Annotated in this window: 22 protein-coding genes; 8 read left to right on the top strand and 14 right to left on the bottom strand. The window is 68.3% G+C overall.

Features of this window, described 5'->3' with window-relative positions; genetic code table 11:
• Positions 1-61: 61 nt before the first annotated feature.
• Entirely contained in the window at positions 62-211 is a 150-nt protein-coding gene (locus ACEL92_RS01040; protein WP_156670030.1) for a hypothetical protein, read from the top strand.
• A gap of 102 nt (positions 212-313) precedes the next feature.
• Here the strand turns inward: ACEL92_RS01040 and ACEL92_RS01045 are convergent, their stop codons facing one another.
• Positions 314-1,162: an LLM class F420-dependent oxidoreductase gene (locus ACEL92_RS01045; protein WP_374023833.1), complete on the bottom strand. Its 849-nt coding sequence runs from the start codon at positions 1,160-1,162 to the stop codon at positions 314-316.
• Between the two features lie 51 nt (positions 1,163-1,213).
• On the opposite strand from ACEL92_RS01045, the gene ACEL92_RS01050 reads away from it, so the two are divergent.
• On the top strand, positions 1,214-1,639 hold the full coding sequence (locus tag ACEL92_RS01050; protein ID WP_374023834.1) for a hypothetical protein: 426 nt from the start codon (positions 1,214-1,216) through the stop codon (positions 1,637-1,639).
• A 184-nt stretch (positions 1,640-1,823) separates the two neighbouring features.
• Positions 1,824-2,831, top strand: coding sequence for a PHP domain-containing protein (locus ACEL92_RS01055; RefSeq protein ID WP_374023835.1), 1,008 nt, complete (start codon positions 1,824-1,826; stop codon positions 2,829-2,831).
• Positions 2,832-2,840: 9 nt separating this feature from the next.
• Here ACEL92_RS01055 and ACEL92_RS01060 read toward each other — a convergent pair whose 3' ends face one another.
• The 3 genes from ACEL92_RS01060 to ACEL92_RS01070 all read right to left on the bottom strand — a co-directional run bounded on the left by ACEL92_RS01060 (position 2,841) and on the right by ACEL92_RS01070 (position 5,710).
• A complete protein-coding gene (locus ACEL92_RS01060; protein WP_374023836.1) occupies positions 2,841-3,596 on the bottom strand; it encodes a YoaK family protein in 756 nt (251 codons plus the stop codon).
• Positions 3,597-3,746: 150 nt separating this feature from the next.
• Positions 3,747-4,952 carry a DNA polymerase IV gene (dinB, locus tag ACEL92_RS01065; protein ID WP_374023837.1) on the bottom strand — a complete coding sequence of 402 codons (1,206 nt, stop codon included), beginning with the start codon at positions 4,950-4,952 and terminating at the stop codon, positions 3,747-3,749.
• Between the two features lie 116 nt (positions 4,953-5,068).
• Positions 5,069-5,710, bottom strand: coding sequence for a TetR/AcrR family transcriptional regulator (locus ACEL92_RS01070; protein WP_374023838.1), 642 nt, complete (start codon positions 5,708-5,710; stop codon positions 5,069-5,071).
• A 76-nt stretch (positions 5,711-5,786) separates the two neighbouring features.
• Between ACEL92_RS01070 and ACEL92_RS01075 the strand changes: the two genes are divergently transcribed.
• Complete coding sequence (locus ACEL92_RS01075; protein WP_374023839.1) at positions 5,787-7,256, top strand: flavin-containing monooxygenase; 1,470 nt, start codon at positions 5,787-5,789, stop codon at positions 7,254-7,256.
• Here ACEL92_RS01075 and rraA read toward each other — a convergent pair.
• The 8 genes from rraA to ACEL92_RS01115 form a co-directional block, all read right to left on the bottom strand.
• A complete protein-coding gene (gene rraA, locus ACEL92_RS01080; protein ID WP_374023840.1) occupies positions 7,253-7,732 on the bottom strand; it encodes a ribonuclease E activity regulator RraA in 480 nt (159 codons plus the stop codon). The two genes, ACEL92_RS01075 and rraA, sit on opposite strands and share 4 nt — an antisense overlap.
• Positions 7,733-7,761: 29 nt before the next feature.
• A complete protein-coding gene (locus ACEL92_RS01085) occupies positions 7,762-8,202 on the bottom strand; it encodes a nucleoid-structuring protein H-NS (protein WP_374023841.1) in 441 nt (146 codons plus the stop codon).
• Between the two features lie 96 nt (positions 8,203-8,298).
• Complete coding sequence (locus ACEL92_RS01090) at positions 8,299-8,808, bottom strand: copper resistance protein CopC (RefSeq protein WP_374023842.1); 510 nt, start codon at positions 8,806-8,808, stop codon at positions 8,299-8,301.
• Positions 8,805-9,482, bottom strand: a complete 678-nt coding sequence (locus ACEL92_RS01095) for a YcnI family protein (RefSeq protein ID WP_374023843.1) — start codon at positions 9,480-9,482, stop codon at positions 8,805-8,807. Before ACEL92_RS01095 ends, ACEL92_RS01090 begins: the two co-directional genes overlap by 4 nt.
• 23 nt (positions 9,483-9,505) lie before the next feature.
• On the bottom strand, positions 9,506-10,162 hold the full coding sequence (locus tag ACEL92_RS01100) for a DUF6474 family protein (RefSeq protein ID WP_374023844.1): 657 nt from the start codon (positions 10,160-10,162) through the stop codon (positions 9,506-9,508).
• A gap of 137 nt (positions 10,163-10,299) precedes the next feature.
• Positions 10,300-10,698 (bottom strand): helix-turn-helix transcriptional regulator, encoded by a 399-nt coding sequence (locus ACEL92_RS01105; protein WP_068081870.1) that lies wholly within the window; start codon positions 10,696-10,698, stop codon positions 10,300-10,302.
• A 602-nt stretch (positions 10,699-11,300) separates the two neighbouring features.
• Positions 11,301-11,834, bottom strand: coding sequence for a peptidase (locus tag ACEL92_RS01110; protein ID WP_374023845.1), 534 nt, complete (start codon positions 11,832-11,834; stop codon positions 11,301-11,303).
• A 194-nt stretch (positions 11,835-12,028) separates the two neighbouring features.
• Positions 12,029-12,652: a superoxide dismutase gene (locus ACEL92_RS01115; protein WP_374023846.1), complete on the bottom strand. Its 624-nt coding sequence runs from the start codon at positions 12,650-12,652 to the stop codon at positions 12,029-12,031.
• A 769-nt stretch (positions 12,653-13,421) separates the two neighbouring features.
• Between ACEL92_RS01115 and ACEL92_RS01120 the strand changes: the two genes are divergently transcribed.
• Complete coding sequence (locus tag ACEL92_RS01120; RefSeq protein WP_374023847.1) at positions 13,422-14,468, top strand: DUF4328 domain-containing protein; 1,047 nt, start codon at positions 13,422-13,424, stop codon at positions 14,466-14,468.
• Positions 14,465-15,289 (top strand): glycerophosphodiester phosphodiesterase, encoded by an 825-nt coding sequence (locus ACEL92_RS01125; protein WP_374023848.1) that lies wholly within the window; start codon positions 14,465-14,467, stop codon positions 15,287-15,289. The genes ACEL92_RS01120 and ACEL92_RS01125 overlap by 4 nt, the downstream gene beginning before the upstream one ends.
• Here ACEL92_RS01125 and ACEL92_RS01130 read toward each other — a convergent pair.
• Entirely contained in the window at positions 15,286-16,506 is a 1,221-nt protein-coding gene (locus ACEL92_RS01130) for an LCP family protein (RefSeq protein WP_374023849.1), read from the bottom strand. The genes ACEL92_RS01125 and ACEL92_RS01130 overlap by 4 nt on opposite strands.
• A gap of 36 nt (positions 16,507-16,542) precedes the next feature.
• Positions 16,543-17,337, bottom strand: a complete 795-nt coding sequence (locus ACEL92_RS01135; protein WP_374023850.1) for a DUF2470 domain-containing protein — start codon at positions 17,335-17,337, stop codon at positions 16,543-16,545.
• A gap of 88 nt (positions 17,338-17,425) precedes the next feature.
• Here ACEL92_RS01135 and pheA point away from each other — a divergent pair, with 88 nt between their 5' ends.
• Both pheA and ACEL92_RS01145 read left to right on the top strand, forming a co-directional pair.
• Positions 17,426-18,376: a prephenate dehydratase gene (gene pheA / locus ACEL92_RS01140; protein WP_374023851.1), complete on the top strand. Its 951-nt coding sequence runs from the start codon at positions 17,426-17,428 to the stop codon at positions 18,374-18,376.
• Entirely contained in the window at positions 18,373-19,059 is a 687-nt protein-coding gene (locus ACEL92_RS01145; protein ID WP_374023852.1) for a histidine phosphatase family protein, read from the top strand. Before pheA ends, ACEL92_RS01145 begins: the two co-directional genes overlap by 4 nt.
• The last annotated feature ends 2 nt before the right edge of the window (positions 19,060-19,061 follow it).

Raw genomic sequence — 19,061 nt, forward strand, 5'->3', positions numbered from 1 at the left:
TTGTGGGCTTCGTCACACGGGCGAATGATCGGGGCCCCGGCTGAACGGAACGATCGCAGGAGTGATCACTGTGCACATCAATCCAGTACCTCGATCACGGATGGGGCGAATCGCCTGGTCCTGGTTTCGTCACCCAGTGAAGAGCCGCGAGTTCCCGGCCAAGCACGAGCGCCTGGTCACCGCCGCCGAATTGCTGATCTTCGGGGCGTAGCCACCCGAGCGCGCCCCTCCGGGCGCGACGCAGGGGGGTTTGCTCAGCGCAGCGGTTAAAGGGATTGCCGGGCCGCGCGAAATTTCGCGGTTACCCGGTTCATCAACCCAGCAATCCCGAATCGCGGAGGGCCTCGGCCAGCGGTTCCAGGACGCTCGGGTCGTGGGGCGGGTTGATGTAGACGATGCCCAGGCCGAGTCCTTCGGCCGCCAGGCCGGCCGCCTCGTCGACGACCTGCTGGTAGTTGCGCTGCTCGTCGAGGCGCAGGTGGGCCGACAGCAGGATCTCCTTCGGATCGCGCCCGAGCTTCTCGCATTCCGCGGCCAGGACGTCGCGTTTGCGCGCGAACAAATCGGGCGGGCCGCCGACGAAGTTCCAGTGCTGCGCGTAGCGCGCGGTGATCGGCAGCGTTCGTTTCTCCCCGTTGCCGCCGATGCAGATCGGCGGGTGCGGGCGTTGCACACCCTTGGGTTCGTTGCGGGCGCCCTTGAGCTGGTAGTACTTGCCGTCGAAGTCGGTGGTGTCCTGACTGAGAAGGCTGGTCAGCACCTGGCACGCCTCCTCGAATCGATCGAAGCGTTCCCGGATGCTGCCCAGCTCGATGCCGTAGGCGCCCGATTCCTCCTCGTTCCAGCCGGCTCCGATGCCCAGCTCGAGTCGCCCGTTCGAGATGATGTCGAGTGCGGCGGCCATGTTGGCCAGCACGGCGGGGTGGCGGTAGTGAATGCCGGTCACCAGGGTGCCCAGGCGCAACCGCTTGGTGGCCTGCGCCAGCGCGGTCAGCGTCGTCCACCCCTCGAGGCAGGGCCCGCTGCTGTCGGAGAAGATCGGATAGAAGTGGTCGAAGGTCCACCCGGACTCGTAAACGTCGATGTCGTCGGCGGCCTGCCAGACGGCGAGCATGTCGGCCCAGGTGGTGTTCTGCGGTGAGGTTTTGAAGGCGAATCGCATGACATCGACGTTAGTCGACGTTTATGAAGGGCAACTAAACTCATGCGCGCGATGAACCCCGGACTCGACACCAAGGTCACGCTGCTGGCGGCCGGGCTGATCTTTCTGCTGGCGCTGGTGCTCGGGGTCTGGAAGTACCGGCAGATCACGGCCGCCGATGATCACCGCGCCCATCCCTACGTCGACATCGCGCACCGGGCGGCGTTGCTCTACTCGTTTGCGACGTTGCTGCTGGCGGTCTTCGTCGAGCTGAGCGCGTGGCCGGCGTGGGTCAATCTGACCGCGGCCGGCGTGATCGTCCTCTTTTTCGTCGGCGCCATCCTCAGCTACATCGGGCACGGGGCGCGGCGCGACACGGTCAACCAATTCGAGAATCCGGTCCGCGGGACCGGGGTCATGATGGCGTCGCTGATCGCCGGTGAGATCGGAGGCTTTTGCGTGCTGCTCGCCGGGTTCATCGCCGGGCAGTTCCGCTGAACCGGGCGGCTTTGGCGGTGACCTGCGTCGCCCGGCTCCGCCGCGCTTGCAGTCACCGGGCGGCTTTGGCGGTGACCTGCGTCGCCCGGCTCCGCCGCGCTTGCAGTCACCGGGCGGCTTTGGCGGTGACCTGCGTCGCCCGGCTCCGCCGCGCTTGCAGTCACCGCGCAGGCACACTGGAGTCATGGATCCCGTAGAGGCTTTGCGGCACATCGCCTACTACAAGGACCGCAGCCGCCAGGACCCCCGGCGCGTGATGGCGTATCGCAACGCCGCCGACATCGTCGAGGGGCTCGACGACGCGGCGCGCGAGCGGCACGGCCAGGCCAACAGCTGGCAGTCGCTGCCCGGCATCGGACCAAAGACCGCGAAGGTCATCGACCAGGCCTGGTCGGGCCGCGAGCCCGACCTTCTTGTCGAATTACGTGCGGCCGCGGAGGATCTCGGCGGCGGCGACATCCGTGCGGCGTTGCGCGGTGATCTGCATCTGCATTCGAACTGGTCGGATGGGTCGGCGCCGATCGACGAGATGATGGCGACGGCGTCGGCCCTCGGACATGAATATTGCGCGCTCACCGACCACTCGCCGCGGCTGACGATCGCCAACGGGCTGTCCCCGGAGCGGTTGCGCGCCCAGCTCGACGTCATCGACAAGCTGCGCGACCAGTTCGCCCCGATGCGCATTCTCACCGGCATCGAGGTCGACATCCTCGAGGACGGCAGCCTCGATCAGGAACCCGAGCTGCTCGAGCGGCTCGACGTGGTGGTGGCCAGCGTGCATTCGAAGCTGTCGATGGACGCCGCGGCGATGACGCGGCGCATGGTGCGCGCCGTGTCGAATCCGCACGCCGACGTGCTGGGCCACTGCACCGGCCGGCTGGTATCGGGCAATCGGGGCATCCGTCCACAATCACAGTTCGACGCGGAAGCGGTTTTCGCCGCCTGCCGCGATCACGGCACCGCGGTAGAGATCAACTCGCGACCCGAACGCCGCGACCCGCCGACCCGGCTGCTCAAGCTGGCTCTCGAAACCGGCTGCGTGTTCAGCATCGACACCGACGCGCACGCGCCCGGCCAGCTGGACTTCCTCGGCTACGGCGCGCAGCGGGCCCTGGACGCGGGCGTTCCCGTCGACCGGATCGTCAACACCTGGCCAGTCGACAAGCTGCTGGAGTGGACCGGCTCGAATTGAGACGCCCGCTCAGACCCGCAGCGATTCGGCGCGCTCGGGAACGGGTCCGTCGCTGCGGCCGGCGCTCTGCAGCAGGTTGGCGGCGGCGACGGTCGCGCAGGTCGCGGCCGGGATGAGCAACGCGTAACCCCCAAATCGAGCGCCGAACACGATCCCGGCCACACCGCCGCCTAGGAACAGCAGGAGGGTCGTCGCCAGGATCGCGGCTTTCCATTTCTGGATCCCGTGCAGCCGGCTGCGACCGAGAATCAGCCCGAGGTCGGTGACGGTCCCGGTGAAGTGCGTGGTGCGGATCGCCATTCCGCGGAAGCTGGATGTCAGCCCGTTTTGCAGGCCCAGCGCCGCGGCGGCGAACAGCGCCTGCACCGCGGTCTGCTCGACCCCCAGGGCGTTGATCTGCGCCTTGACGACGGTCTCCTCGACACCAGCCGCGGCCAGCACCAGCAAGGCTGCCTCCAAGAACAGCACGGCGGCGTGGCGAGGGCCGGCAAGGGCATCGGTGGGTGCGAGGATCGCCCCGGCTATGGTCGCTCCGGTCAGGAAGCCAAAAAAGATGGCGGCGAGCACGTGACCTTCGTACAGCCACGGGTTGGCCGTGTTCATGCCCAGCTGGGTGGTGATCGCGGTCAGGTTACCGACGGGCAGCGCCAAGATCAGCAACGCCACCGCGTTGACGAAGCCCGCCGACAAGGCGAGTAGCGCACTGTAACCGAGGAGGAGACCCTCGCGAGGCAGGCCGGTGTCGCGGGCTGGCTGCGGCGGCATCGGGTTCGTTGCTCACTTTCGAGGTCGGGTTTTCGTCAGCCTAACAATCAGGCCGTCGCACACGCGGCGCCGCGAGGCTGATTCAAACCAACCTCAAATCATCGAAAGTGCTTGTCGCGGAAAGCGATTGGTGACGACAGTCACTACCCGTCAGTCGGGAAGGTGTGGCATTTCGGTACCCGGATCGCGGCCGAGGTAAACCGCGGGCGCCAGCGCGGACGTTCCGTACCGGTCGCGAACACGGTCGATGGCCGCGTCGACGGCGAGCCCCTTGTCGTCCTCGTCGAAGGGCAGCGTCAGTTGTTGGGCTCCGCTGCGGTCGATCCCCGACACCGCGAACCCGACCAGCGTCAGCCCGCGCTGCGCGATCACCGGAGCGGCAGACGCGACCAGCCCCCGAGCGGCGGCCAGGATCGGCTGCGTCGAGGACGTCGCCCACGGCAGCGTCCGCGACCGGGTCGCCCGCCCGAAGTCGTCAAAGCGCAAACGCAGCACCACCGTTCGGCCGGTACGACCGGCGGCACGCATCCGGCGGGTGATGCGGTCGATCAGGTTGATCACCACCGCGTCGATCTCGTCGGCCGACATGGTGTTGCCGGCGCGGCCGAGGGCCCGCTGCGCCCCGATCGACCGGCGGCGTACGCCGGTGGTCACCCGGCGGCGGTCGATGTTGCGGGACAGCGCGAACAGCTGGCGCCCCATTGCGCCGCCCAGCAGCGAGGCCAGCGTCGACTCGCTCAGCTCGGCGACGTCGGCGACGGTCACCAGCCCGTGGGAGTGAAGCTTCTCGGCCGTCTTGGCGCCCACCCCCCACAGCCGCCGGACCGGCAGCGGCCGCAGGAAGGCGAGCTCCTGATCGGGCGGCACCAGCAGCAACCCGTCCGGCTTGGCCTCTTGGCTGGCGACCTTCGCGAGAAACTTCGTCCGGGCGATGCCCACGGTGATGGGCAGCCCGACGCGGTCGCGCACGTCGGCGCGCAGGCGTCCGGCGATCTGCACCGGCGTCCCGGAGACCCGACGCAGCCCGCCGACGTCAAGAAACGCCTCGTCCACCGAGAGCGGCTCCACGATCGGGGTGCAGTCGCGAAACACGTCGAACACGGCATCACTGGCGCGGCTGTACGCGCTCATCCGGGGCGGGACGACGACGGCGTGCGGGCACAAACGTCGCGCCTGCGCACCGCCCATCGCGGTGCACACGCCGTAGGCCTTGGCCTCATAGCTGGCGGCGAGAACGACGCCGCCGCCCACGATGACCGGGCGGCCGCGCAACGTCGGATCATCCCGTTGCTCCACGGACGCGTAGAACGAATCCAGGTCCGCGTGCAGGATGGACGCCTCGCACCGCACGAACATATGTTCGCACGCGCCGGTGACGATCCGCTTCGCCCGGCTACGCCGCGCTTGCGATCGCCACATCATTCTCTGGTGGCGACCCGCTTCGCCCGGCTACGCCGCGCTTGCGATCGCCACTAGCCAGACTCGCCGTAGATGCTGGTGACCCAGATGTGGGTGAGCGTGTCGACCACCCGGTCCTCGTCGACCGCCGGCCTCTCGGCGGACAAGGCCGCCATCATGGTGCGCTCGTTCATCTGGTTCAGCGAGGTCGCGAGGTCCACGGCAGGGATGGTCTCCGGCGCGGCGCCGCGAACGCGTTCGGCGGCGATCAGGGCCGCCGTCTGGTCGATCCACTTCTGCATGAAGCCCAACCACACCACGCGCAGCTCGGAACTGGTCGCCAACGCCTCGGTCGCGGCGCGGGCCAGCCGGCGGTGAGTGCTGAACGCCGTGAAGAACGCCTTGATGCCGTTTCGCCACACCCGACGGGGATCCTCGGGTAGCCGCTGTACCGCGCCGTCGAATTCCGAATCGGCGCGCGCGATCACCGGCTCCAGCAGCGACAGCAGCACCGCTTCCTTGGACTTGAAATAGAAGTAGAACGTCGGCCGCGACAGGCCCGCGCCCTTGGCCAGGTCGTCGACCGAGATGTCGGCGAACGATCGCTCTTCCAACAAGCGTTCGGCGGTCGCGATGATGGCCTGCTCGCGGTCGTCGCCCGAGGGGCGGATGGCACGGCGACCCCGCAGGGCGCGAGTCTGGCCAGCGGTAGTCACGGCCGCTACTTTACACGGTGTCGAAAGTTTCGACACACTGTTGACTATGTCGACATGCCGTTGATAGCGTGACCCTATGACTGAGCACCTTGACGTGATCATCGTGGGCGCCGGCATCTCGGGCATCAGCGCGGCATGGCATCTGCAGGAGCGCTGCCCGACCAAGAGCTACGCGATCCTCGAACGCCGCGACGACCTGGGCGGCACCTGGGACCTGTTCAAATACCCGGGCATCCGGTCGGACTCCGACATGTTCACTCTCGGGTTCCGGTTCAAGCCCTGGCTGTCGGCGAAGTCGATCGCCGATGGCCCCGACATCAAGGCCTACATCAAGGAAGCCGCTGTCGAGAACAAGATCGACCGGCACATCCGCTACCGGCAGCGCGTCCTGGCCGCCGACTGGTCCGACGCCGACAACCGCTGGATGCTGACCGTCGAGTCCGACGGCCAGCAGCGCGAACTGACCTGCTCGTTCCTGTTCGCGTGCACCGGCTACTACAACTACGACGAGGGATACTCGCCCACCTTCCCCGGCGCCGAGGACTTCGAGGGCCGGATCGTCCACCCGCAGCACTGGCCGGAGGACCTTGACTACACGGGCAAGAAGATCGTCGTCATCGGTTCCGGCGCCACCGCGATCACCCTGATCCCCGCGCTGGTGAACTCGGGTTCGGGTCACGTCACGATGCTGCAGCGCTCGCCGACCTACATCGGCTCGCTGCCGGGGGTCGACCCGTTCGCCGAACGCGCCAACCGGCTGCTGCCGGACCACCTGGCGCACATCGCGAATCGTTGGAAAGCCATCGCGTTCAGCACCTTCCAGTACCAGCTGTCGCGGAAGGCCCCCGCCTACATGCGCAAGACGTTGATGACGATGGCCAAGCGTCGCCTGCCCGAGGGCTACGACGTCGAAAAGCACTTCGGGCCGCGGTACAACGTCTGGGACCAGCGGCTGTGTCTGGCGCCCGACGGTGATTTCTTCCGCACCATCCGGCACGGCAAGGCGGACGTGGTCACCGACACCATCGACAGGTTCACCAAGACCGGCATCAAACTCACCTCGGGTGAGGAGTTGCAGGCCGACATCATCATCACCGCAACGGGCTTGAACATGCAGCTGCTCGGCGGTGTGAAGCCCACCAGGAACGGTGAGCCGATCGAGCTGACGTCGTTGATGACCTACAAGGGCCTGATGTTCTCCGGCGTGCCGAATTTCGCGATTACTTTCGGCTACACCAACGCGTCGTGGACGCTGAAGGCCGACCTAGTCTCCGAATTCGTCTGCCGGTTGCTGAACTACATGGACGCCAACGGGTTTGACTTCGTCGAACCGCAGCACCCCGGCGATGACGTCGACGAACTGCCGTTCATGGACTTCAGCCCCGGCTATTTCCAGCGGGCGATGGACATGCTGCCCAAGTCGGGGTCGCGTGCGCCCTGGCGGCTCAAGCAGAACTACTTCTTCGACATGCGCACGATCCGTCGCGGCAAGGTTGCCGACGAGGGCCTGCGATTCGCGAAGAAGCGTGCGCCGGTTGCGGTTTAGGGTTTGACGACGACGATTCCGTCGTCGTCGCTGTAGGCGATCTCTCCGGGTACGAAGGTCACGCCCCCGAGCGTGATCTCGACATCGCGCTCACCGGCACCGGTCTTGGTGCTCTTGCGTGGATTGGTGCCCAGCGCCTTGATGCCGATGTCGAGGCCGCGCAGCGCGGCGGCGTCACGCACCGCACCGTTGACGACGAGACCGGCCCAGCCGTTGGAGCGGGCCAGCTCGGCGATGACGTCTCCGACCAGTGCCGAGTGCAGGGAGCCGCCGCCGTCGATGATCAGTACCCCGCCCGCACTCGGCTGGGAGAGCACCGATTTCAGCAATGCGTTGTCTTCGAAACACCGGACCGTGCTGATGGGTCCGGCGAACTCCGACCGGCCACCGAACTGGCGGAATTGGACGTCGCAGCTTCTTACGTCGGGGCCGATGTCGTCAACGAGGTCGGCGGTGGGCTGGAAGGACACGGTCACGTCTGACACCGTAGCGGCTCGGTGGCCGGTCAGCGGCGCCGGAGCTGCCGGATCAAGAGGATCGCCAGCAGGCTGACCACCAGAGCCACGAGCAACGGCAACCGGGATTGGGCCAGAACATCCATCGGAGCGTCGGGCGATACCGGGTTGTTGGCGGTGTCGACAGAGGATTTCGCTTGTGCGGCTGCGTCTTTGGCGGCTGCGGTGAGATCGCCGTTGCTTTCGATTCGCTGTTGCGCTTCGAGGGTTGGTGCGGGGGCCTTTGCCGGAGGCTCGGCGCTCTTGGCGGGCGCTTTCTTCGCCGGTGCTTTCTTGGCCGGTGCTTTTTTGGCGGGCGCCTTTTTCGCGGGGGCTTTCTTGGCGGGTGCTTTCGCGGCCTTCTTGGCCGCCTTGGCCGGGGGCTTCTTTTCCGGCGGCGGGGTGAAGCCGCCGTCGGGCTCGCTATTGGGTTGGTCCTGCGGGTCTGCCATGCGGCCGCTCCTCAAGCAATGTTCGGTGATCCTCTAGTCCAGGCGGGTTCTTCGAACCCATCATGCCAGCACGTACGCGGGCGCCTTTGCCGCCGGTCACGGCCGGCGGCGAACCGCCCACAGGGCGCCTCCGGCGACGAGCGCCACCGCGACCACGATGAACGGCCAGACGGGGACGCCCGCGTCCCGGCCCCCGGCCGGGCCACCCGCGGCCGGGGGTCCCGGCGCGCCCGTACCGGGGACCGTCAGCCGAAACGACCAGGATCCGGAGACCACGTGGCCATCCGCGGACGTGACCCGGTAGTTCACCGTGTACGTCCCGGCCGGGCCGAGCGGCCGCACGCCGATGCCGACGACGGCGCCGCGGACCGTCGGATCGCCGGCCGACCACACGTTGCCGTCGGGCCCGACGATGGTCATGGCCACGAACGTGGTCTGCAGCTGCTCGTTGAACGTGGCGCTCACGCGCTCGGGACCCGTCGCGAGCACCGCGTTGTCGGCCGGATCGGTGGCCACCCGCGCGGCGTGCGCCGAGGCCACCTGCGCGGTCATCGTCGCGATCACCCACAGGGCCCCGACGCATGCGGCAATCGCCACCCGCCTCATGCCCGGCGGCGGATCAGCGCAAGGCAGATTCCCAGCGCGCCCACGACCAGGGCCGCGCCACCCAACACCCGGGCGGTGTTGTCCGCGGGTCTTGGCGGCGGCGCGGCGGACGGCTGGTCGGCCGGCGTGGCAGCAGGCGGATGGTGGTCGGGGGACGCCACCGGTCCGGTGGCAAGCGTCAGCGCGGGCGCCGGGTGCTCCGGCTCACCGCCGCCCGGTTGCGGTGGCTGGTCCCACCTGACGACGGTGCCGTCGGAATAGGTCTGCGTGGCGGGGAAACTGACGGTGTCGGTGTCGGGCAGCTTCATCGAGACGCGGAACAGCGCGAACTGATCAACCCCGATGCCGCCGCCTGGCACGGCCGTCCACGTCACCGAGCGCACGGCGCCCGATGCCGCATCGCGATCCAGCTTGGCCGTCCATCCCGGGGCGCTTTCGGTGCTGGCTGCGGCCACGTCGGGCAGTGCGACGCTCAGCGCGGTGGTCAGCGCGCCCGCGTTCGATTCGTTGGGCACCTGGAAGGTGACGATCGCCATGGCGCCGCGCACCGCATTGTCGCTGCTGGCGTGGACGTGGGCCCACGCCGCCGGAAGCTGTGCGGCCGATGCGGCGTAGAGGGCGAGGGCGGCGACGACCGCGACGGGAAGGCGGGTCGGCCGCGCCCGGATCGACATGCCAAACCGCCGCATTCGGCTGATCAGCTCAACCCGAGCCGGGCCATCAAGTCCGCCTCGATCCCGTCGAGCTGCGCCGAGATCGCCGCGTGGGCCGCCCGCCGGCGCGTGGCCGGCATGTTCTCCGCGGCGGTGACAGCCGCCGACAGGTCGGTGAGCCGCTCGGTGATGGCGGACACGAACTGTCGCGTTTCGGGGTCCTTGGGCTTCTTGTCCTGCACCGTCCGCAGGGATTTCTCCGCCCCGGCGATCCTGGCGGACAGCTGCGCGCCGTGGCCGGAGAACCGCCCGATCTGCGCCAGGGGGATCCCGAGTTGATCCGCGCGACGCTGATCGATCAGGGCGCGCGCCGAGACGGCGGCCCGGTAGATGACTGGCGCGAGGATGGGGGCAAGCAGGCGGGACACCGTCAGTGCCCGACGGATCCGTGTCGGCGACAAGATCTTCCCTTCGCGCGCCGCTTTGAGTTGGGCCTCGGCGACTTTCAGCGCGTTGCGGTCGCTGTCCCGCTGCGCCTTGATCTGCGCCCTGAGGGCTCGGGCCTCCGCCCGGTGGGCGGCCTTGTACCGGCGGGTCTCGTTCTTGGCGGCGAGCTTGGCCTCCAGCTTGGCGCGAGCCTTGATCGCACGGGCTTCGGCGCGACGCGTCGCGCGACTCTTTCGCTTGCGGAACAAGCCCATACCCTCACCGCCTCCCCGGTCTCTCGTGGTCTCTCGCTCTCGGGCGTGCGCTATCCCGTGAGCCAACCCTAATCGGGGTGGGCGGGCACGAGCCCTCCAGGTAGGGCCGGGCAGCCCGGTGTGTGCTCGGCGGTCCGCTAAGCGTCCAGGTGCTCGGCGCGACGCAGCTCGTTGACCCGCTGCATGACCTCGTGTTGGGCCTCGGGGGACAACTCGGATGCGCGCAGGGCGATGCGGCGCACCCCGTCGTCGCGCATCGTGGCGAGGATGGACAGCTCCTTGTCGAGCTTCTCGTAGTACTCGTCGTCGGTGAAGTACGCCGGCTTGATGCGGAAGAAGTTGGCCAACGCGGCCATGGTCGCCGCCGAGGGGTTGGTGCGGTTCCCCGAACGCAACTGCGACAGGTAGGGAGCCGACATCGTGATGCCCTCCGCCTTGAGCGCCGCGATCACTTCAGCCGAGGTGTGCGGCCCCCGCCCCGGTGGATACACCGTGTCGAACAGGCGGTTCAGGCGAGCAGCGAACGTCGTGCTCATTGGATATGACCTCCACGGGGCTGTAGAAGTGAACTATTACCTAGGTGTATTTGCTGATCATGGTAGCGGGGGTTTGTGTCCCGAAACAGGTGCAAACCCCCCCGGATTCGGCGTAGGCGTAGCGGGTGCTTGCCCATACCGCACTTGACGAGCGTCTAACTGATTCGCTGGGGTGTCCACTAAATCCACGAAACTCACAGGTTATCCGCAGAATTCGGCATCCGGACGAAGGTGGCGGGCCGGAGAGCGCGGGGCTGGCCACGTGTAGAATAGCCGCGTGCTGGGCGGTCGCACCGCAACCGGGCAGCAATTTATGCTTGCTTAACGCCTTATTTGCTGTCGATGCCAGCTGGGGGCGGAAATCGCCCTTCGCGAACGCGCCGGATATGTGAATCCGGGTTCGGAAGCCGGCCGCGACGGCCGCATCGGAGGCGCCGTCGCGCCGGCCCTAAAGCGAAAGCGAATGGCGCACGGCGGCGGCCCGTAAAGGGCTCTCCGGACGGTTGAGCAGCGTCGTGCACTCCGAATCCGACGGGTGCGCATATGCCGGCGATTACTGCCGAAAAAGACTTTGATTCTCTAATTCACGCCGAAGTAAATGGCTATGCCGCAAGAAGCATCGCCAGGATGGCGGTATCGGGATGGCTGATGGGGTCGACGCCGACGCGGCTGACCATTGACGTGATCGTGCCGTCGGCCTCCGCTTCCACCCACGCCGCTCGATGCTCGAGCCCCAGGTAGGGCAATCCGGGGAGCAGGACGCATCCCGACGCCGCGCCGTTGCACTCCGGCAAGGAAGGCGTGGTCTCTGAGGGCGGGTGCAACATCATCAGCGCGGGGGGCTGATGATCGGCGAAATAGCCTGGCTGGATTGCGGATTCGCCGAAGACCGTACCCTCGGCGAGCACTAGGCCGACCGTGCCCGGCTCGGGCTCGTCGGGGAGCTCCTCACGGGCGCCGAACACCGTTGTAGTGGACAGCAATCCGGGCAGCGACGCGACGCGGACCGCGACCATCAGCAATTGGGCCCACTCCTTGGTCGAATCAGGCCAACGCCCGGAAATCACGAACCCTTTCAGGGCACCACGAGCATGGAAAGGGGAAACCCCTATCGGGCGGTCAGACCCAGTCTCCATTTCGACCTCCGCGCGACGCCTCCGTCCGATTAACCACACTGGTAGCTCGAATAATCAAGCATGCCTGCGGGTTCGGTGCCGTGCAACCCGACACGGCCAAAGGCGGACACCTTCTCGGAGTGCCCAATTCGCGACCGCGCAAACGACAGGGGCGCCGCGCAGCCGCGCGACGCCCCTGCCGATTGAGATCCGGCTCAGCCGAAGATCAGTCCGTTGGTCTTCGACGTGGCGGCCGCGTACCGCTTCTGCACGTCGGCCCAGTTGACGACGTTCCAGAACGCCTTGACGTAGTCCGCCTTGACGTTCTTGTACTGCAGGTAGAAGGCGTGCTCCCACATGTCGACCTGCAGCAGAGGAATGATGCCGAGCGGGACGTTGGCCTGCTGGTCGTAGAGCTGGAAAGTGAGCAGCCTGTCCCCGAGGGTGTCATAGCCCAGCACCGCCCAGCCCGAGCCCTGAAGTCCGTTGGCGGCGGCGCTGAATTGGGCGCGGAATTTGTCGAACGATCCGAACGCGTCGTCGATCGCCGCGGCCAGCTCGCCGGTCGGCTTGTCGCCGCCGTCCGGCGACAGGTTCTTCCACCAGATCGAGTGGTTGACGTGGCCGCCGAGGTGGAAAGCCAAGTTCTTTTCGTTCAGGAAGATCGCGGCGTGGTCGTCGTTGGCGCGTGCCTCTTCCAGCTTGGCGATGGCGTCGTTCACGCCTTTGACGTACGTGGCGTGGTGCTTAGTGTGATGGATTTCGTTGATCTGACCAGAGATGTGGGGTTCCAACGCTGCGTAGTCCCAGTCCAAATCGGGCAGGGTGTATTCAGCCACGGCGTTCCTTTCTTCGATTGTCTTCTAACGCTCATACGCGGGTCTGCCAAGCGGCAGCCAGCCGTAGATAACCCTGCTCCATGACTGCGCGGACCGCAAGAATGACCGCGATGAGCCGGAAGGCGAGTACCCGTTCAGCGTCGATTCAAGACAGAACGATGAGAAGCAGAACCGCCAGCAACGCCAGCGCGATGAGCCCCGCGCGCAAAGCGGCAACGCTATAACTGTGATTCCACGCGGGTGAGCCCGAGTACGACTTCGACGGGGCCGGAGAACCCGGACCGAACGAATGCGTGGCCATCAGTCGCCTTTCACCCGTTCCTCGCCTCGCGGTAGTGAGGTGAGTCACAACATTTTTGCGCGAACGCGATCATAGCGCTTCCGGGCGGGCTTGGAAAATAATGCTCTGAGCTGGGCGTTGCCGCCTGCCCTCGCCGGGGCCCAGCCGAGGGCTTGGCCAGGGCGCAGTGCGGGGTTGCTGAGGATGCTTAGTGAGGCAATCCATTTCGCTCAACACCGTTCTTGGGCTGTCTATGGCATGCATCGGCTCCGCGGTGTTATCCACATGTGGAACCGCGGCCAGCCGGTAAAGCTGTAGTAACGCTTCCCCTACCCAATAACCACATGTGGATAAACCTGTGGAAACTGTGGATAGTTGGGCTGGCTGAATAGATAGCCGACGGCGGGACTCCAGCCATTCCTGAGCGTCGTGCGGCACCCCATAGCTCGCCGCACGCGAAGCCGATCGTCGCGAGGCTACGCTGGTCCGGTGATCCAGGTGTGCTCCCAGTGCGGCACTCGGTGGAACGTGCGCGAACGGCAGCGCGAATGGTGTCCACGTTGCCGGGGAGCCTTGATGGCGCCCCTAGCGGAGACCCCGGCGCCCGACCCGCGGTGGGGCGTGCACACCGCGTCGCCTGCGAGCCGACCGTCCGCGGCCAGGGGCTGGCAGCGCACCCCACCCAGGCTGCCCCCGGGCTTTCGCTGGATCGCGGTGCGTCCCGGCGCCGCGCCGCCTCCCCGGCGTGGTCGACGTCCCCTCGGCCCGACGCCGCGCTATGCGGTGATGCCGCGGTGGGGTCTGGCCGATCGCGTGCAACCGACGGCCGCGCAGGCCGGTGGTCCCACCCGACCCGGGCCATCGGCGGCGAAGATTCGTACCACGCTGTTCGTGAGCGTCCTCGTGCTAGGCGTCGCCGCCCTGATCTACGTCGTGCGCTACGTGCTGCTGATCATCAACCGGAACACTTTGCTGAACTCCTGGGTGGCGGCCGGCGCGGACTGGCTCGGCGTGCTGGCCAGCGTGGCCGCGATCGCGGCGGTGCTCGCATCGGGGGCGCTGTTCATCCTGTGGCTGATCGCCCGGCGCGCGGCCGTATTCGCGCATCATGGCCTGCCGGAGCCGCGGTCCACCCGAGCGTTGTGGGCCGGATGCGTGGTGCCGCTGGCCAACCTGCTGTGGGCGCCGGTGTACGTCATCGAGCTGGCGATCCTCGAGGAGCACTACGCCCGCATCCGCCGCCAGATCGTCGAGTGGTGGATCGCGTGGGTCGCCAGCTACCTGGTCTCCGTCTTCGCCATGGCGACCAGCTTCTCCACGGACGCCCAAGGTATCGCGAACAACACCATCACGATGGTTTTCGCCTACTTGCTCGCGGCCCTGACGCTGGCCGCGGCGGCCCGCGTCTTCGAGGGATTCGAGCGCAAACCGGTCGAACGGCCGGCGCACCGCTGGGTTGTGGTCGCCGAAGATCGGCCGCCGACGCCGGGTCCGGTTGAGCTCGAGGGGCAGCACGCGGCAGCATTACGCGTATGACGTGGGCCGAGGAGGTGCTCGCCGGGCATCCCTTTGTGGTGGCCCATCGCGGCGCATCGGCGGCGCGGCCCGAACACACATTGGCCGCTTACGATCTCGCCCTCAAAGAGGGGGCCGACGGCGTGGAATGCGACGTGCGGCTGACCCGGGACGGCCACCTGGTGTGCGTGCATGACCGCCGGTTGGACCGCACGTCGACCGGGGCCGGTCTGGTCAGCACCATGACCCTCGCTGAGTTGCGCGAGCTCGAGTACGGGGCGTGGCACGACAGCTGGCGCGAAGACGGCACGCACGGCGACACCAGCTTGTTGACGCTGGATGCCCTGGTATCGCTAGTCCTGGATTGGCATCGGCCGGTGAAGCTGTTCATCGAGACCAAGCATCCGGTGCGGTACGGCTCGCTGGTGGAGACCAAGCTGCTCGCGTCGCTGCACCGGTTCGGCATCGCGGCGCCAGCCTCCGCCGACCGGTCGCGCGCGGTGGTGATGTCGTTCTCGGCGGCGGCGGTCTGGCGGGTCCGGCGCGCCGCGCCGCTACTGCCGACCGTGCTGCTCGGCAAGACCGCGCGCTACCTGACCAGCGGCGCGGCCACCGCCGTCGGCGCCACCGCTGTCGGGCCGTCGCTGTCGACGTTGAAGGAATATCCCCAACTCGCCGATCGCGCGATCGCCCAGGGCCGCGCCGTGTACTGCTGGAACGTCGACGAGTACGAGGACCTCGACTTCTGCCGGGACGTCGGGGTGGCCTGGCTCGCCACCCACCACCCGGGCCGCACCAAGGCCTACTTGCAGAACGGTCGGGCGGGCGCGGGCGGCGGTTAGTCCGGCGGAGCCGTGGGGACGGGCGCGTCGGCGGCCAGTGCCTCGAACAGCCGGCTCGCCTCGTCGTGGTTCCACACCACCACCGATCCGGCGTCGCCACTGGTGAACTCGCCGATGGGGACGGTCAGAGTCGCGGGGGGGCCGCGCAGCCCCCAGCCGAGGCGGGCCAGGTCCCACACGTGGTCGCCGCGGTCAACGGTCAGGGCGTCCGCCAGCGCGCGCGGCACCGAGTACCAGCGCCACGGATTGAGCCACACCGCGGGGCGGCCGGCGGCCTGCAGCAGCGCCGCCACGAACTGCCGCTGATTGACCATCCGGTCCAGGTCCGCCCGGGGAGTGGCGCGCGTCCGGACGTATCCAAGCGCGTTGCGGCCGTTGAGTTTCTGGCAACCGGCGGGCAGGTCGATGCCGGCCAACGGATCGTCGATCGGCATCGTCGGGCATACCGTCACCCCGCCCAGCGCGTCGACCACGCCGGCGAATCCGCCGAATCCGATTTCGGCGTAGTGGTCGAGGCGCAACCCGGTGGCCTGCTCCACCGTCTGCGCCAGCAGCGATGCCCCGCCGATCGAGAAGGCGGCGTTGATCTTGTCCTTGTCGTGGCCGGGGATGGGAACGTAGGAGTCGCGCGGTATCGACACCAACGTCACTCGCCCGCCGGACCACAACTCGGGCAGGTGCACCAGCAGGATGGTGTCGGTGCGACTGCTGCCGATGTCACCGCCGGTGGCCAGCTCCTCCTGCTGTTCGGGGCTGAGTCCCTGGCGGCTGTCCGAACCCACCAGCAACCAGTTCGTGCCGCGGTGATAGCCAGGGCGTCCGGGGTAGTCGGTCAGGATCTCGTCGCGGTGCAGCCGGCTGTCGAACCAGATCGCCCCGCACACGACGGCGATGCCGGCCAGCATCGAACCGATCACCAGGGTCGAAGCCAGCGCCCGGAGCCACCGGCGCCAGCCGCGCCGGCGCCGGGGCCGCGGTGCGGTGGGCCGCGGCGGGGGTCCCGCCGGTGGACGCGCGGTCGATGCGGGCGGGGCAGCGGCGGGCAGTGGTGGCGGCGCCGAACGCCGCAGCGGCGTGGTCCGTTCTGCCGGCGCCGGCGGGGGGAGCACGCGCCGGATGACTTGTGACGGCTCGGTGCGCGGTTCGGGCGGCTTCCGCCCGGGCGGCCCCGGTGGGCCGAGCGGGCGCGCCCGGTGCGGAGGTCGATCGCCGTTCACCCGGTTAACGTACCGGCAGCTGCGCCCGAGGTTCGACTACGAGCGGGCGCGCAGACCGTTGATGAAAGGGCACCCCATCAACACCCGGATGGCCTGGCTCAACCCGGTCATGTCGTCCACCGGCTTGTGGAACGGCAGCCGGACGTCGTGGTCGCGGTCCGGGCCTTCGACGCGGAACCGCACACCGTAGCGATCGAGTCCGAGAGGACGCACCTGTCCGCGGCGCAAGGGCGCGGGCAACCGCGACACCAGCCGCGCAACCACATCGCTGTGGGCCGTGTCCAGATGCCACAGCAGGTTCGACTCGACCTCGCAGAACGGATCGGGCCGGGCGGCGAGAAGATCGTCGACGCTGACGGGCTCTGCGCCGGTGGCGTCGGTGACGACGACCGACGCAACCTCCAGGCGGACCAGCGTGTACCGCGGCTCCTGCCCGTCCGACGGCGCGCACCGCGGCGTATCGACCTGGAGCAGCGCGGGGTGCGGCCACTCGGCGGCGATCCGGTCGACCGTCTCGGCGACCTCGGCGGAGTCGAATTTTTGCACGCGTCCCCGCACCCACACCAGCGAGCGCACCGGCTCCCGTAGCGGCAGCGGGGCGTAGTCGGTCAGCTCCAGGAGCGCCTGCGCTCCGGCGACCGCTTCGCCCGCGCTGGGAAGGGCCAGCGCGAAGGACCCGTCGGGCAGCAGGTGATGGACCGGGGTCACGACCGGATCCTGGCGCGCGGGCACGGTCTCCAGCGCCAGCAGGGCACCGCCGGCGCGGACACACGCGCTGCGGATTCGTTCGGCAGTCGTCGGGGCGGGGCAGGCGGGCAGCGGTAACACCATTCTCCTTAAATTAGGTAAGGCTAAGTTAACTTAGAGGGCGGGCCGCCGCAAGAGGCCGTATGGCGGCGGACGCCGCTAGGGTTGTGGCGTGGTCCGCATCGCTTATCTCGGTCCGGAAGGGACCTTCACCGAGGCGGCGCTGTTGCAGATCACGGCCGCCGGTCTGATTCCCGAACAGGGCGTGGACGAAGTCCGGCGATTGCCCATCGACAGCACCGCGGCGGCGCTGGACGCTGTCCGGGACGGCGGGGCCGAGTACGCCTGCGTTCCCGTCGAGAATTCGATCGACGGGTCTGTGACGCCCACCCTCGACAGCCTGGCCATCGGCTCGCCGCTGCAGGTGTACGCCGAGACCACCCTGGACGTCGCGTTCACCATCGTCGTCCGACCGGGCCGCACCGCCGCCGCTGTGCGCACCCTGGCGGCGTTCTCGGTGGCGGCCGCGCAGGTGCGGCACTGGGTCGCCACCCACCTGCCCGACGCCGAGCTGCGGCCCGCCTACTCCAACGCCGAGGCGGCGCGGCAGGTGGCCGAGGGCCAGGCCGACGCCGCGGTGACCTCGCCGCTGGCCGCCGCCCATTGGGGGCTCGCCGCGCTGGCCGAAGGCGTGGTCGACGAACCCAACGCCTGCACGCGCTTTCTTCTGGTCGGCCTGCCCGGGCCGCCGCCGGCTCGCACGGGCGCCGACCGCACCGCGGTGGTGCTGCGCATCGACAACGCTCCGGGTGCGCTGCTGGGCGCGCTGACCGAATTCGGGATCCGCGGCATTGACCTGACCCGGATCGAATCCCGGCCGACCCGGACGGCGCTGGGCACCTACATGTTCTTCGCCGACTGTGTGGGCCACATCGACGATGACGCCGTCGCCGAGGCACTCAAAGCGCTGCACCGCCGTTGTGACGACGTGCGATACCTGGGATCTTGGCCGACCGGCTCGCCCGCCGGGGTGCTGCCCCCGCCGGCCGACGAGGCGGCGCGCTGGCTGGCGCGGCTACGCGAAGGAAAACCCGAAACCGCGGCCGAAGGAATGGAGCCATGACCGGGCGGCTGGTGCTCCTGCGACACGGCCAGTCCTACAGCAACGTCGAACGCAGGCTGGACACCCGGCCGCCCGGGGCGGAGCTGACGCCGCTGGGCCGCGACCAGGCCCGCGCCTTCGCCCGTGGTACGAGCCGGCCGGCGCTGCTGGCCCACTCGGTCGCGATCCGCGCGTCGCAGACCGCAGGGGTCATCGGCGGCGAACTCGAGATGGCGCCCATCGAGGTTCCCGGCATTCACGAGGTGCAGGTCGGTGGCCTGGAAAACCGCAGCGACGACGATGCGGTCGCGGAATTCAACGCGATCTACGAGCGGTGGCATCACGGCGATCTGGACATCCCGCTGCCCGGCGGGGAAACCGGCAACGACGTGTTGGACCGTTACGTGCCGGTGCTCACCGAGCTGCGCCTGCGCTACCTCGACGACCGCGACTGGACCGGCGACATCGTCGTCGTGAGCCATGGCGCGGCCATCCGGCTGGCCGCCGCCGTGCTGGCCGGTGTGGACGCCGGCTTCGCGTTGGACCACCACCTCGACAACGCCGAATCGGTGGTGCTGGCGCCCATCACCGACGGACGGTGGAGCTGCGTGCGGTGGGGAACCCTGACGCCGCCGTTCTACCCAGAAGCCGACGCGACGCCCGTCGCCGACGCGGTGCACTCGAGCACCGACCCGATGGGTTGACG

It is taken from the genome of Mycobacterium hainanense (assembly GCF_041890355.1).
Lineage (GTDB): Bacteria > Actinomycetota > Actinomycetes > Mycobacteriales > Mycobacteriaceae > Mycobacterium > Mycobacterium hainanense.

Coding starts and splice junctions, on each gene's coding strand:
- ACEL92_RS01045 (WP_374023833.1), bottom strand. CDS start 1,162: ATGCGATTCGCCTTCAAAACCTCACCGCAGAACACCACCTGGGCCGAC.
- ACEL92_RS01050 (WP_374023834.1), top strand. CDS start 1,214: ATGAACCCCGGACTCGACACCAAGGTCACGCTGCTGGCGGCCGGGCTG.
- ACEL92_RS01055 (WP_374023835.1), top strand. CDS start 1,824: ATGGATCCCGTAGAGGCTTTGCGGCACATCGCCTACTACAAGGACCGC.
- ACEL92_RS01060 (WP_374023836.1), bottom strand. CDS start 3,596: ATGCCGCCGCAGCCAGCCCGCGACACCGGCCTGCCTCGCGAGGGTCTC.
- dinB (WP_374023837.1), bottom strand. CDS start 4,952: ATGTTCGTGCGGTGCGAGGCGTCCATCCTGCACGCGGACCTGGATTCG.
- ACEL92_RS01075 (WP_374023839.1), top strand. CDS start 5,787: ATGACTGAGCACCTTGACGTGATCATCGTGGGCGCCGGCATCTCGGGC.
- ACEL92_RS01085 (WP_374023841.1), bottom strand. CDS start 8,202: ATGGCAGACCCGCAGGACCAACCCAATAGCGAGCCCGACGGCGGCTTC.
- ACEL92_RS01090 (WP_374023842.1), bottom strand. CDS start 8,808: ATGAGGCGGGTGGCGATTGCCGCATGCGTCGGGGCCCTGTGGGTGATC.
- ACEL92_RS01095 (WP_374023843.1), bottom strand. CDS start 9,482: ATGTCGATCCGGGCGCGGCCGACCCGCCTTCCCGTCGCGGTCGTCGCC.
- ACEL92_RS01100 (WP_374023844.1), bottom strand. CDS start 10,162: ATGGGCTTGTTCCGCAAGCGAAAGAGTCGCGCGACGCGTCGCGCCGAA.
- ACEL92_RS01105 (WP_068081870.1), bottom strand. CDS start 10,698: ATGAGCACGACGTTCGCTGCTCGCCTGAACCGCCTGTTCGACACGGTG.
- ACEL92_RS01110 (WP_374023845.1), bottom strand. CDS start 11,834: ATGGAGACTGGGTCTGACCGCCCGATAGGGGTTTCCCCTTTCCATGCT.
- ACEL92_RS01125 (WP_374023848.1), top strand. CDS start 14,465: ATGACGTGGGCCGAGGAGGTGCTCGCCGGGCATCCCTTTGTGGTGGCC.
- ACEL92_RS01135 (WP_374023850.1), bottom strand. CDS start 17,337: ATGGTGTTACCGCTGCCCGCCTGCCCCGCCCCGACGACTGCCGAACGA.
- ACEL92_RS01145 (WP_374023852.1), top strand. CDS start 18,373: ATGACCGGGCGGCTGGTGCTCCTGCGACACGGCCAGTCCTACAGCAAC.